Source organism: Haladaptatus sp. R4 (assembly GCF_001625445.1).
In the GTDB taxonomy this organism is placed as follows: domain Archaea; phylum Halobacteriota; class Halobacteria; order Halobacteriales; family Haladaptataceae; genus Haladaptatus.
The window spans coordinates 113,501-126,541 of record NZ_LWHG01000029.1 but is presented as its reverse complement, the minus strand read 5'-3'; the positions used below and the strand labels follow the sequence as shown (position 1 = coordinate 126,541).

The 13,041-nt window shown below is 54.2% G+C and carries 12 protein-coding genes; 8 read left to right on the top strand and 4 right to left on the bottom strand.

Annotated elements, in window-relative coordinates:
* Positions 1–88 precede the first annotated feature (88 nt).
* The gene (locus A4G99_RS18285) at positions 89–844 is read right to left on the bottom strand and encodes a beta-ketoacyl-ACP reductase (RefSeq protein ID WP_066147323.1); all 756 of its coding nucleotides are present in this window, start codon (positions 842–844) and stop codon (positions 89–91) included.
* A gap of 705 nt (positions 845–1,549) precedes the next feature.
* Between A4G99_RS18285 and A4G99_RS18280 the strand changes: the two genes are divergently transcribed.
* Positions 1,550–2,848, top strand: a complete 1,299-nt coding sequence (locus A4G99_RS18280) for an aryl-sulfate sulfotransferase (protein ID WP_223301983.1) — start codon at positions 1,550–1,552, stop codon at positions 2,846–2,848.
* Between the two features lie 184 nt (positions 2,849–3,032).
* The gene (locus A4G99_RS18275) at positions 3,033–3,401 is read left to right on the top strand and encodes a VOC family protein (RefSeq protein ID WP_066146941.1); all 369 of its coding nucleotides are present in this window, start codon (positions 3,033–3,035) and stop codon (positions 3,399–3,401) included.
* 891 nt (positions 3,402–4,292) lie between these two features.
* On the opposite strand, the gene A4G99_RS18270 is transcribed toward A4G99_RS18275, so the two are convergent.
* Both A4G99_RS18270 and A4G99_RS18265 read right to left on the bottom strand, forming a co-directional pair.
* Positions 4,293–5,090 carry an IclR family transcriptional regulator gene (locus A4G99_RS18270; RefSeq protein ID WP_223301982.1) on the bottom strand — a complete coding sequence of 266 codons (798 nt, stop codon included), beginning with the start codon at positions 5,088–5,090 and terminating at the stop codon, positions 4,293–4,295.
* Between the two features lie 102 nt (positions 5,091–5,192).
* A complete protein-coding gene (locus tag A4G99_RS18265; RefSeq protein WP_066146939.1) occupies positions 5,193–6,164 on the bottom strand; it encodes a D-2-hydroxyacid dehydrogenase in 972 nt (323 codons plus the stop codon).
* Between the two features lie 190 nt (positions 6,165–6,354).
* On the opposite strand from A4G99_RS18265, the gene A4G99_RS18260 reads away from it, so the two are divergent.
* From A4G99_RS18260 to A4G99_RS18240, 6 genes are all read left to right on the top strand, one after another.
* Entirely contained in the window at positions 6,355–7,746 is a 1,392-nt protein-coding gene (locus A4G99_RS18260; RefSeq protein ID WP_066146937.1) for an ABC transporter substrate-binding protein, read from the top strand.
* 1 nt (position 7,747) lies between these two features.
* Positions 7,748–8,662 (top strand): carbohydrate ABC transporter permease, encoded by a 915-nt coding sequence (locus tag A4G99_RS18255; RefSeq protein WP_066146935.1) that lies wholly within the window; start codon positions 7,748–7,750, stop codon positions 8,660–8,662.
* Entirely contained in the window at positions 8,659–9,492 is an 834-nt protein-coding gene (locus A4G99_RS18250) for a carbohydrate ABC transporter permease (protein ID WP_066146933.1), read from the top strand. The genes A4G99_RS18255 and A4G99_RS18250 overlap by 4 nt, the downstream gene beginning before the upstream one ends.
* Before the next feature lie 26 nt (positions 9,493–9,518).
* Positions 9,519–9,776, top strand: a complete 258-nt coding sequence (locus A4G99_RS27525) for a hypothetical protein (protein ID WP_223301980.1) — start codon at positions 9,519–9,521, stop codon at positions 9,774–9,776.
* Positions 9,685–10,689, top strand: coding sequence for an ABC transporter ATP-binding protein (locus A4G99_RS18245; protein WP_223301979.1), 1,005 nt, complete (start codon positions 9,685–9,687; stop codon positions 10,687–10,689). The genes A4G99_RS27525 and A4G99_RS18245 overlap by 92 nt, the downstream gene beginning before the upstream one ends.
* Before the next feature lie 86 nt (positions 10,690–10,775).
* Positions 10,776–11,561 (top strand): inositol monophosphatase, encoded by a 786-nt coding sequence (locus tag A4G99_RS18240; RefSeq protein WP_066146931.1) that lies wholly within the window; start codon positions 10,776–10,778, stop codon positions 11,559–11,561.
* A gap of 367 nt (positions 11,562–11,928) precedes the next feature.
* On the opposite strand, the gene A4G99_RS18235 is transcribed toward A4G99_RS18240, so the two are convergent.
* A complete protein-coding gene (locus A4G99_RS18235) occupies positions 11,929–12,918 on the bottom strand; it encodes a linear amide C-N hydrolase (protein ID WP_066146929.1) in 990 nt (329 codons plus the stop codon).
* Positions 12,919–13,041: the final 123 nt, after the last annotated feature.

The window sequence follows — 13,041 nt, the reverse complement described above, 5'->3', positions numbered from 1 at the left end:
GTATAGTTCACTTGTATGAAATAAAAATGCGAAAAAGAGATGGTCATGTCGGGATCTTCCCACGAAATTGTGCTAAGTTGCCGTCCGTCTACCACTCCATGCCGCCGTTGATACCGAGGATTTGGCCGGTCATGTACGATGACTCTTTGCTCGCCAGGAACCGAACAACGCCGGAGACGTCTTCAACTTCGGCAAACCGATTGAGTGGAATTCGATTGCGGATCTTGTCCTGTATTTCACCGTCGACATCTGCGAGCATGTCCGTCTTCGTGAAACCTGGTGCTACACAGTTAACAGTCGATCCCGAGTTTGCTAATTCGAGCGCAAGTGTGCGGGTAAATCCAAAGATTCCGCTTTTCGTGGTTGCGTAGTTTGCCTGGCCGTAGTTTCCCTGTTGCCCAACGACGCTAGAAATGTTGATGAGCCGCCCTTGTGGTGATTCCTTGATATCGTCGTAGAAGGCTTTCGTGCAATTGAAAACGCCACCGAGGTTAACATTGACGACGTGATCCCAATCTTCACGCGTCATATTCTTGAACGTTCGATCCACGGTGATTCCCGCATTATTCACTAGCACATCAGCAGGACCAAACGTATCACGGACGCGTTCTTCCATCTCGTCGACTTCCTCTCTGTTGGTTACGTCTGCCTGTATGGCGATCGCACTGTTTCCTTCGGCTTCGATCCCCTCTGTAACATCAAGTGCTTCACGTTCAGAAGATCGGTAGTTCACAACGACATTTGCACCGTGGTAACCGAGATCTTTGGCGATTTCTGCTCCAATTCCCCGTGAAGCACCAGTGATGACGCACGTTTTCCCGCTCAGATATTCCGTTTCGCTCATGTATTCTGTCATAGTATGACGGTCTTGTTGATATCGTTATTTGCAAAATTCAGCCACCCTCCGACTTCTACTTGTCATCTTTGAAATTTTAACGCTTGGTTCGACTACGACTCTGTATATAAAAATTGTCCACAAATTAGTTATCTTTGCGTTTTTATATGTATGTTTTCACGGCTTTACTAAACAAACACCCCAACGCTTATAAAATATTTTGAACATATGGCAGGAGTATCCCTCTCTTAGCGGTGCCCGTCTTTCCATAGCATCGATAGACGAACGAACATTCACTTTTCGTAGAGAAGTCGATTTCTCGTCTCGGAGACAGCAACCGATGGTACTCGACGACTACTCGTTTAGGGAACGGTACGGTTGGACCGAAGACAAGTATCGCGTGTCGTGGTAAATCATCCCGTTATCCCCTCCGGAGTTCTGCAGAACGAGACGCTGAAACAGCAGGACGAGTTCCGAGATAAACGTTCCACGTGAAGAAAATCGAGATATCAACGTCGGCGGGAATGTATCCAGCTAAGTAAAGCAGAATGTGGATTCGAATCTCGATTTTCCTCGTCAACCTCGTCTTGTTACTCCCTGTGACGTCCCCATTTTTGACAAGCATGGGAAAGAGAAGTGGCGGAAAAACGGTCGTCCCGTTCGGGGAGATTCTGTAAGTTGATTAATATCTAATAAGCCCGTTATCGACAGTAGATGCCAACACAGAAGTTTCGAGTTTCGATGCTTATCGTCGTGGTCGTTCTTCTCGCACCTGTCGTATCGAGTGGATTGACGCACGAGGATTTGGCGGTCCCAGAGGAAACAAATCACCGGGCGGACGAGGTTCCGATAGAGAACGTCACGTTCGTTTCCGCACAAGGGAAGGAGTTTCCGACGGGGCAGGCGAGGTTAGTAGCGTTCGACACGGCGACGAACGAACCGATCTGGATTCACAGCAAGTACGACCGATATATGGATGTGGATCCGCTCGGAGCGAATCGCATACTCTTCGTCGCACGCGATGGGAGTATGGACAAATCCGCCTTTTCCTTCGATGTGACGTTTTACGCCATCGAGATGAACTGGCGCACGGGGACGGTGCTCAAGAAGTTCGAGATTCCTCCCGGTACACACGATATCGACTATCTCGGAAACGATCGATACGCCATCGCCGACTTGAGCGCCAAAAATCGGGTTTTCGTGTACGACCGTTCCGAAGATGAGATCGTGTGGGAGTATCGGTTTCGTAACCACTTCCCCGCGAGTGCGGGCGGCGGCCCCGGTGGATACACCCACCTGAACGACATCGACGCGGTCGACAACGGTTCCGCGTTTCTCGTCAGTCCACGGAACTTCGACCGTGTCATGCTTATCGACCGAAAGACGAAACGCGTTCGCTGGACCTTGGGGGAGGAGGACAACTACGACATCCTCAACGAACAGCACAACCCGGTTCTCCTCTCGCAGGACCCGGTTACGGTTCTCGTCGCGGATAGCGAGAACGACCGCGTCGTCGAGTACGAAAAGACGAAGAGCGGGTGGAAGCGAACCTGGTCCTATGGGACCGGGTTGGATTGGCCGCGGGACGCGGATAGACTTCCGAACGGAAACACACTCATCGTCGACAGCAACAACAATCGGGCCCTCGAAGTGACACCGGGTGGCGACGTCGTCTGGAAAGTCGAGATACCGTTCGAACCGTACGACATCGAACGACCGGTGTACGGCGACGAACCGTCGGGACCACCGATAAACGAACTCAGGAAAAACGGTACCATCGGTACGAAAGCCGTCGGGCAGGAGCGGACGAACGTAGCGGAAAGAATCGATGCCACATACACATACGTCTACACTACCGCACAATGGGTTCTCCCGACCTGGATCGGTCCGCTAGAATTCAATCTCCTCATCCTCGCAGCGCTTGTCATCGGGGCGTGGGGCGCTGTCGAGGCGTTTCATTGGAGGGAGTGGACGGTAGCGAAGCGAATGAGGTTCCGACAGGGCGACAACTGAGGACGGTTCGGTTACGAGTGGCCGAATGAAGGCTCCTGATCCGGTCATCGATCGAACTCACCGGCGTTTTCGGTGCCCTACGAGAATCCGGGAGACCGCCGGTCGTCTCCATTGGCGATGCGGTTATCCGATTTGTTTGGCTCGGGGAAAATATCTTTATTATCCCGGAACAGTAGCGGAACACATGGGCCTAATACACGTCTGTCTTAACGTGACGGATGCCGAAGAGTCAGTCCAGTTTTACACGGAACAACTCGGATTCGAGGAGTCGTGGTCGTTCGAGAGCGGCGACACCATAAACCGGTACGTCACCGACGATGATGGCGTCGAAATCCAACTCTCGGATACTAGCGGGGTGGACGAAGTGGATGCCGGTACCGCTTGGGACCACCTGGCGCTATCGGTCGAGAGCGTCGACGACGCGTTCGAACGAATCGATCACTTCGGGACCGTCCAAGAACCACAGGATCAACCCGCGGCGGGGGCGCGCACGGCGTTCATCGAAGACCCGGACGGCCACGTCGTGGAACTCGTCGAACCACTCGAGGAGTAACCGACCGTACGAGTGCGGTTTACGGAGGAGCATCGATTTCGAAAAAATACCGAGCTGAATCGTTCCACAAAATATCAATGTGACACAATTTTATCCATAAATCGAGTTTGCGTGAACAACAGTACCAGTTCTTTAGGAAAATGGATCCAACCGCTACGCTACTGACAAGAGTATTGATTATCTATAGCAATACTATCTCGCTCTGATTACGTTATTGTGACTGGCATCGTCGCGACTAATCCAGTAATAGAAAAAATACCAATCAATATATAACGCTCAATGATGTGGTTGGCGGACAGAATGGATTCTCGTGAGAATGAACCCTCTGATGCACCAACGGAAAGGGATGGTGAGTGGCGGATACACTATTGTGAATAAAACAAAATACTGACTGGACCCGCCCGATGTCTAAAACATATACTTTAATAGGAAAGTAAATATAAAATATAATAGGATAATTTTCGACTTTGTTAGAATATTTCCTATCAGTCTTATCATACTGTAGCCGGAAGCCTTCACAATGTACACACCGCATTACACGCGTTCGAACGGAATCACGGGAGATATCCGCCATGCGTCAAACGTTCACAACCGGTGTTCAATACTATTGAATGGTCGAGTCTAAAAGTACGTCCGACTGAGTACTCGATTGAACCGTTATTACGGACTGAACCACGTATTTAACCCCCTTAAGGGTTTTAAACCGTTTATCTCTTCTCTGGAGATCAGAAGGATAGTCGACTGTAATTGACGAATATTCGATTAAGATTACAGGCATATATTTGTAATCCCTTTTCGATTCAGTTCTACCTCGATCTTCATGCGTGGAAATCCGTTCAATACTGTTGAATGGATCGAACTCGATACGTTTCCCGACATCCCATGGTGGAACTAGTAGTGAGTGTAGCGGAGTTCGATAACGTTTGCCGCCTGCTTAACCGCGCTGACGAGTTCTTCGAACATTTCGGATTCGTCCAGACGGCTTTTCGGGCCCGAAACCGAAATCGCACTGATGACCTCGTCCGTGCTTCGGTCCATGATGGGCGTCCCTATCGTAAGGACACCCTGTCGCCGTTCCTGATCTTCGACCGAGTATCCACGGTCGCGAATTTGCTCCAACTCGGCAAACAACGTGTCCCTATCCGTTATCGTGTGTTCGTTCGCTTTCGGGAGCCCGTGCGTCTCGACGATGGATTCGACGCGAGATCGAGGAAACTCCGCCAACATCGCCTTTCCGAGCGCGGTCCAGTGCATGTGCGTATACTCCCCAATAGGAGCGTTGTCGTGAATAGCGTCCCTCCCACCTGCCTTGTAGAGTAAGATACGTTGTCCATCCTCCTCGATGCCCAGATTTGCGACCTCGCCCGTGTCCATCGCTAGCTGGTCCACTTCCAATTTCGCGACTTGGTAGAGCTTAGAACGGTTCCTGATCCGCCCACCATACTCTAGGAACCGGTAGCTGAGCGAGTAGTCGTTGTTCTTCTGGACGACGAAACCCAGTTTCCGGAACGTTTGGAGGTAGATGTGAACCGTACTCTTCGGAAGGGCTAGTTCCTTGGAGAGGTCCGAGACACCTGCCCGTTCGACAGTCTTCAATTGCTCCAGGATGAGAAACGCTTTTTCGACCGACCCCAGTGTGTCCGCCCCGGTATCGTTCGTCGCGTCGTCGTTCATCGAGTTCCCGCACATACCCACCACCACGCAGCAGTTCGGTTTAAACGTAATTCCTCCACGATTGTGAAATCGGGGACCGGTGTGATCGACACTTCTTTCCGGAGGAGAGACTACGAGTTAGGATCGAACGACGTTTTCCAACTCCTCCCCCCTGTTCGTTTCGGCGAGTCGATTCACGTTGCTCGCAACGATCTCCGCCAACCGATCCCAGTGCTTCGGACTGTGACCCGCGTTGTGCGGAGTGATCGTGACGTTCTCGAATCGCCATAGTGGATGATCCGCCGGTAACGGTTCGGGATCCGTGACGTCGAGTGCCGCACCGTTGATCTGGTTCTTCTGAATCGCGGATACCAAAGCATCAGTGTCGATTATCCGTCCTCGACCGACGTTGACCACCCTCGCGTTTGGCGGCAACGTCTTGAACTCCTCCTCCGAAACGAGCCCACGGGTCGTGTCGCTCAGCGGGGCGGCGATCAGGAGATAATCCGTCCTCGATACGGCGTCGTGGAACGCCTCCCGTTCGAACCCGATGACCTCGTCGGTCGGACCACCTTTCTCGGGAGTGTACCGTACCCCGATGGTATGGACATCGAACCCGGCGAACCGATCGACGATCGCCGTTCCGATCGCGCCGAGTCCGACGACGGTGACGGTGCTGTCTTTCAGTTCCTCGGCTTGGAAATGTCGCCACTCGTGGCGCTTTTCGCGCTCCCATCCCTCCCGAAGTCGACGCGAGAAGGAAAGCACGTAGCCGAGGACCTGTTCCGCGATGTTCGGCGCGTGAATACCTGAGGCGTTCGTCACCGTGACACCCATCTCGGAGAAGGCTTCGAGCGGGAGATGGTTGTAGCCCGCCGCAACGCCCGCGAACAACCGAAGGTTTTCGGCGTACTCCAGGAGGCTTTCGTCGATATCGACGCCGGTGACGACGTCCGCTCGCTCGATGAGGTCACGCTCGTCGGACGAAGTTCGGGCGAGATGGACCCGGTGAGTCGGCAGGCGTTGGGAAAGCCGGTCAGCGTAATCTTTCGCTGGCAATCCGTGCGTGTCACTTCGCAGTACGAGGATGTCTGCTGTCTCGTCGTTCATGGATATTCTCCGCCGTCGGGTATGACACCCGTGGCAGTAATACTAAACAGCCCAAGGTCGGTATATTAGTGTTTTTCTCAATGATTTATGCTACAGAACTCACGACATATCGTTCATCATTGTTTTCTGAATAGATAATTTCCAAAATTGCACCAAAGATTTATACCTGTGTGCTTAATTGTGGCAAACCATGTCGGCTGAGGCATCAAGACGACAGTTTGTCAAAACGATAGGAATCGGTGGAATCGCCGGGCTTTCCGGCTGTATCAGTGCCGTCACCGACGGAAACAGTTCAGGTGGAAACGGGAAGGACTTCCAATACTGGGAGTACTTTCACTCCCAGTCGGAGGTCGCAAAGCAGTTGATGGAGTCGTCGGTCGACGACTTCGAGAAGCAACACGACGCGACGATGAAGATGAACTGGGCGAGTTGGGACGACATCAACGGCGGCAAATGGAAGAACAACATGCAGAACGGAAACCGCCCGGTTATCTACGATTCGACGAACTCGCTCAACGGACAGTTCATCGACCCCGGATGGGTGAAACCGGTCGACGAGTACAAACACCGACTCGACTCTGACGCGCTGAAAAACGCCAAATGGGCCTTCGAAATGGCCCAGAGTTGCTACCGTGGCTTCGACGCGGACCTCTACGAGATCCCGATCGGACTCGAAGTCGGCGCACCGTTCATCGCCCGGGCCGACCACTTCGAAAAGGCCGGTCTCTCCATCGAGGACGACTTCCCGCCGAAGGATTATCAGGACCTCCTTCGAATCGCGAAGCAACTACAGAACAAGGGTCCGGGAGACTACGGGTTTCAGATTTACGGCGCACAGGGGGACGTCACCGACGAAGCGCTCATAACGTGGACCGCATCCGATGGCGGCTACGACGGTATGTACCTCAACGAGGATTGGTCGGACGTCAACTACGACAACGACGTGTGGAAGAAAGCGACCAGACGGTACGTGGATATCTACCAGAAACACGGACTCTCGTCGGACAAGGCCCCGACGGCGTCCAACGAATCCGTCGCCCAGAACCTCATCTCCGGTTCCGTGAGCATGTACCAGGGTAGCACGAAGGACTTCGGGCTCTTTCGGAGTCGTGCCGAGGATATGCTCAAGTCGGGGAAAATCGTGTTCGCACCGTCGTGGAAAGGGAACGCCGGGAATAGAGGCGATTTCTTCACACAGTGTGTCGCGCTCATGCGCAAACCGGACGGCGTGAAAAAGAGCGTCTGGAAGAAACACGAGGATACGGCTATCGCCTGGATAAACAAGCTCCTCTCGAAGGATTTCCAGAAACAAGTTCCGAGTTCGTTGGCGACACTCCCCGTCAGAAAGGACGTTTGGGACGGCGTGAAAAACAACGAAGCGATCGGAAACAGCAAGTTCATCTCCACGCTGGAGACGACGGTGGACGGCATGGAGAACGGGTGGGCAAGCCATCCCAAGATGAACGCCATCCAGTACAACATCGCCGGTCCGCTCTTCCAGGAGGCCGTTCGCGGGAAAATCTCCCCCGAGCAAGCCTGTGACCGCACCGCGAAACAGATCCGCAAACAAATAGAGCTCTGATATGTCGACACGAAACCTATTCGACGTGAGAAATCGAACCGAACAGTTATCGGAGGACTGGTTCTCATATCTGCTGATACTCCCGGTTCTCCTCTTCCTCGTCGTGCTCATGTGGATGCCGTTCATGCAGGGAATCTACATGAGTTTCAACAACTGGCCGTTCGGCGGTGAACCGACGTGGACCGGCATCGAGAACTACACGTTCCTGTTCGGATGGAACCCCTTCTACACGTCGCTGAAGGTGACCTTGATGTTCACGCTCACCACCGTGTTTCAATTGGTCGTCGCCGTGATGGCCGCGCTCGCGGTTCGTGAACTTCGGCGTGGAAAAGGGTTCGTAACCGGGACGTTCCTCATCTCGTACACCGTCCCTCCACTGATAACGGGCACCATCTGGGCGTATATGCTCGAACCGGACCTCGGGCCAGTCTTCGGCTTTCTCACGAAATGGCACGTCCTAGATAAGACCATCTACTGGGGTAGCCACGGGGATATGGCACTCGGCGTCGTCATGTTCGTGACGACCTGGACGTTCTGGCCGTTCATGTTCCTCATCATCTCTGCGAACCTCGAAAGCATCCCCGAGGAGATGTACGAAACGGCACAGATGTACGGTGCGAACCGATATCAGACGTTCCTTCGTGTAACACTTCCCCAACTGAAAAGCGCGATTTTGGTCGCGGTGAGCATCAGGCTCATCTGGAACATGACGAAGATTTCGCAGGTGCTCCAACTCACCAACGGAGGGCCGGGCTACGATACCTCGATCCTCGCGGTGCTACTGTATCGGTTCGCCTACGGTCAGGGACAGATGGGCGTCGCCTACGCGGTCGGAATCGTCCTGCTCCTCCTGACCATCGGCTTCGTGTTCGTGTTTATCCGCGAGTTCGAGCGCGCGAGTGAGGAGGGAGCATGAGTACCGAAGGCTACGACACCGTCGGTGTCACCGTCAAAGCGACCACGTACGGTGTGATCGGGTTTCTGGTGTTATCGAACCTCATTCCCCTGTTGTTCATCGTTTCGGTGTCGTTCATGCCGCCGAACGAGTTCTTCGGTGCACCACACCTCATCCCGCACGCACCGACGTTGAAGGCGTGGACGAACGGCTTTACCGAACTCAAGACGAACCTCCTGAACAGTTTCCTCATCGGTGCCGGGACCGCGATACTGGCATTGATCATCACCATACCGGGAGCGTACGCGTTCGCTCGAAAGGAGTTCTACGGGAAGAAAGCGGGTTTTTACGCCATCATCTCGGCGATGATGTTCCCGTACATCCTCCTCGTCATCCCGATCATGGACCTCTGGAACGACTTGGGACTGTACAACACCATTCCCGGAATGATCCTGGCGTATCAGGTGTTCGTCACCCCGTTCGCGATTTGGATCCTCCGGGACTTCTTCGAGAAACTCCCGGACGACATCGAGGAAGCGGCCCAAGTGTACGGCTGTACGCAGTTCACTGCGTTCCTTCGGGTGATCCTTCCGTTGGCCGCGCCGGGCATCGTCGCTGTCGGCTTCCTCGCCTTCCTCACCGGATGGAACGACTTCCTCTTCGCGAACCTGTTGACGACCGGTACCGGACCGGTTCCGGCCGTCCCGGTGCTGTATGGGACCATCGGCGGTGGGTCGGGTGAACGAGTGTATTGGGGGAAACTGATGGCCGAGACGCTCATCATCGGAATCCCACCGACGATAATCTACCTCGTCGCACGGAACTACCTCGAAAACGCATTCACCGTATGACACGACCTTCGATACCACAACCAACAATGACGCAAACAACAGACGAGACCAGTTCGAACGAATCGACAGTGAAATCGGACGCCAGCCAACCTTCCGGAGCGAGCGGGACGACACACATCCAGATCGATGAAATTCGGAAGACGTTCAACGACGGGGAAATCGTCGCATGCGACGACGTGAACATCGACATCGATGAAGGCGAGTTCGTCGTCTTCGTCGGACCACTCGGGATGCGGAAAAACCACCACGCTTCGTTGCATTGCTGGACTCGAAGAACCGGATAGCGGTCACATCCTCGTGGACGATGAGGACATCACTGGGTTGAAATCGAAGGATCGAAACCTCGCATTCGTCTTCCAGAGCATCGCGCTGTTTCCACACATGAGCGTGCGGAAGAACATGCGGTTCGGTCTCGACATGAACACGGACCTCTCCAAGGACGAAAAGAACCGGCGCGTGGAGGATGTCGCGGAAACGCTCGACATCGCCCCGATGTTGGATCGAAAGCCCTCGGCGTTGTCCGGCGGACAACAACAGCGCGTCTCGCTGGGCCGTGCGATGGTGATGGAACCCGCAGCGTTTCTACTCGATGAGCCGTTTTCCGCGCTCGACGCCAACCTTCGGGACCACATGCGCGTCGAAGTCAAGAAGATCCAACGTGAACTGACCACGTCCATGATCTTCGTGACACACGATCAGGAGGAGGCGATGACGCTTGGCGACAAAATCGTCGTGATGAACGACGGTCACGTGCAACAGATCGGAAGTCCGTACGACATTTACAACGACCCCACGAATCGCTTCGTCGCCGACTTCATCGGGTCGCCGTCGCCGAACTTGATCGAGGGGACGGTCGAACGCGATTCGACGGGTCTGTCTTTCGTTACCGACCTCGGCACGATTCCCGCGACGGATGAGCAAACCGCGGTGATGAAAGACCGCGTAGGGGAAACCGTCGTTTACGGTATTCGACCCGAGTACCTGCGTCTCGATAGTGGTCGAGACATGTTCGTTGCGGACGTCGACGTGATCGAACCGCTCGGCGACAGGGACGCGATCCACCTATCCGCAGACGGAATTTCCCTCTCGGCGCTCACGTCACAAGGTGAGATTTCACAGCACACGGACCGCGTTCGGGTGGATTTCGAGACCGAAGAGGCGTGGATATTCGAAACATCAGGGGCCCGAATCGTCTGATTTCACTAGTTGGATTGTTTCTCCGGGTGTCCGGCGATAATATGTAATATGATGGGATTCGAACGTACACGACGAAAACGGCAATCATGACACGACAAGATACCACGTTCCGTGCGGCAGTAGAGGGTGCAACCGTCGCTCACAGACAATTCCGAACCGAGTTGGACGTCGAAACCAAGGACTCGAAGATGGACTTCGTCACGCAGGCGGACACCGACACGCAACAGCGGGTCATCGAGATCATCAAAGATCGATATCCCGAGGCGACCATCGTCGGCGAGGAAGAGGACGAACGCAAGTCCCTTCCCGATGACGGAAACGCCTGGGTCATCGATCCAATCGACGGAACGACGAACTTCGTCAGAGGAGTTCACCTCTGGACGACGACGGTAGCCGCGGTCCGTGATCACGAAACCGTCGCCGCGACGACCGTCGCCCCGGCTTTGGACGACGTCTACACCGTGGATTCGAACGGTACGATGCTGAACGGCGAGCAAACAGCGGTGAGTATGGAAACCGACCCTGAACAGTTCATCGTCGCGCCCATTCTCCGATACGGTTCCGAACGGGACGAGGAATTTGGAAACCTTCTTCGGGGACTGATACGCCAATTCGGCGATTTACGGCGTTTCGGCTGCGCACAGGTGACGTTAGGAATGGTCGCGAGCGGTGCCATCGACGCTGCCGTCTCGACGCAACCGGAGCCGAATCCGTGGGACACGATTGCAGGAGTGTATTTGGTCGAACAGGCAGGTGGAACGGTAACCGACATCGATGGTACCCGTTGGACGCCGGACGCCGAGGGCATCGTCGCAACGAACGGCACACGACACGACGAAGTCGTCGAACACGTTGCACAGACGGTTCGGTAAGTCATACCTGAACCCCTCCCGGGCCACCGCACCCATACGAATCATGAGCTAAATCGAGAATACATTCTTCGATGACTGGTTAACTGATTTCTCCAGTAATCATTTTATAACTAAGAAATCACAGGGAAAGATTCTCCTCTACACGAGAACAATCTCGCTGAAAGGCGGCAAAATAATATTTGCGCGCTAAATTGCCTCGTTCAGAAACTCGCCATACGTAATTTCATTCTTGTATTTCCCGAGAACGATAATATTATTTTCACATAACCTTATCGACCTGAAACACCATTTATTCCCGTGATCTACCTGTGCTGTGTGGGGATCATCTCTTCCAAATTCGGCGTTCGAAACCCCGATGACGTGATCGCTACTCGGCGGGGGCCCCGAGAAACGTAAACGGCTCGCTAGCGACCATTTGCTCGGACACTTCTCCCGAGAAGGTGTTGGATTGATTCGGTCCCAATTCGAGAACTCGCGCATCCGCTTCGGAAGAGACGTCGATGTCGTCCAATTCGATCCAAAAGACGTTGGGCGTGAGCGCCGACTCGAAGTAGTAAATCAGGTCCTTGTGATCCACGACCGTTCGCCATCGCGTCGATGAAATGTGGGGTTCGTCCGGCGTGCTGATACCGTACGGCACGGATACGTTTCGAATGACGCTAAATACGCTTGCGGTCGCAGTACGCCGATCCTCGACGTGAGGAATCGCGTCCGCGTAGAAACGGGCTCTTACGAACCGGTCCGCTGGACGGTTCGTTCCGGGAAGCATCACCGTGCCACCGATCTCTTTCCAGTACTCGGCCAATGCGAGCTGTTTGTCGAAGGTCGGCGAGTTGGTCATGACTTGGTAATCGCGGCTATGATGGACGACCAACTCCCCATCTACGAATTCCATGATCGCACTGTCACCGGTGGCGTCCGATAGCGAGAGGTGGAGTGCAGCCAACCGATCTTCGCCCGGAACTTGGGCGGTTACGACTGCGAAATCCTCCCGTCGAACGTTCTCTACGGCCTCGGCGACGGTCTCGAAATTATCCAGCATATACTGCGCCCACAGCGAGATCGACATTGCGGATGACTCGCCGTCCCAGTCCGGATATTCCGACTCGGGCAACCAAAGCAAGTTGGCTACTAAACCAGCTTCGTTCACGCCGTCCGTCGTGACCTCATCGAAGGCAGTGGCGACCACGCTACCATACTGAGCCGTCCAGGTCAACGAGGCCGGCCCGACCTTGCCATCGCGCTCTATGCCACGGGGGAGCGTCCAAATGTTCGTTCCGATATCCACTTTCCAGTCCATCGACCGGGCCGTGAGAGTGCGGTCATCAGGTCCGAGATACGAGAGGCGAGTACACATCTAGGGCCGACCTCCTGTGGGCTGGTTCGAGATTACAGTGTAATCCATGCGTCAATGAATCGACATCAGATTTCATAAACATTCGCTTCGGTGTCACGGCACGCCATCATCGGTTTTACACGG

Bases quoted from the DNA above. Each gene is read 5' to 3' on its own strand.
- A4G99_RS18285 (WP_066147323.1), bottom strand. From the start codon at position 844: ATGAGCGAAACGGAATATCTGAGCGGGAAAACGTGCGTCATCACTGGT.
- A4G99_RS18280 (WP_223301983.1), top strand. From the start codon at position 1,550: ATGCCAACACAGAAGTTTCGAGTTTCGATGCTTATCGTCGTGGTCGTT.
- A4G99_RS18275 (WP_066146941.1), top strand. From the start codon at position 3,033: ATGGGCCTAATACACGTCTGTCTTAACGTGACGGATGCCGAAGAGTCA.
- A4G99_RS18270 (WP_223301982.1), bottom strand. From the start codon at position 5,090: ATGTGCGGGAACTCGATGAACGACGACGCGACGAACGATACCGGGGCG.
- A4G99_RS18265 (WP_066146939.1), bottom strand. From the start codon at position 6,164: ATGAACGACGAGACAGCAGACATCCTCGTACTGCGAAGTGACACGCAC.
- A4G99_RS18260 (WP_066146937.1), top strand. From the start codon at position 6,355: ATGTCGGCTGAGGCATCAAGACGACAGTTTGTCAAAACGATAGGAATC.
- A4G99_RS18255 (WP_066146935.1), top strand. From the start codon at position 7,748: ATGTCGACACGAAACCTATTCGACGTGAGAAATCGAACCGAACAGTTA.
- A4G99_RS18250 (WP_066146933.1), top strand. From the start codon at position 8,659: ATGAGTACCGAAGGCTACGACACCGTCGGTGTCACCGTCAAAGCGACC.
- A4G99_RS27525 (WP_223301980.1), top strand. From the start codon at position 9,519: ATGACGCAAACAACAGACGAGACCAGTTCGAACGAATCGACAGTGAAA.
- A4G99_RS18245 (WP_223301979.1), top strand. From the start codon at position 9,685: ATGAAGGCGAGTTCGTCGTCTTCGTCGGACCACTCGGGATGCGGAAAA.
- A4G99_RS18240 (WP_066146931.1), top strand. From the start codon at position 10,776: ATGACACGACAAGATACCACGTTCCGTGCGGCAGTAGAGGGTGCAACC.
- A4G99_RS18235 (WP_066146929.1), bottom strand. From the start codon at position 12,918: ATGTGTACTCGCCTCTCGTATCTCGGACCTGATGACCGCACTCTCACG.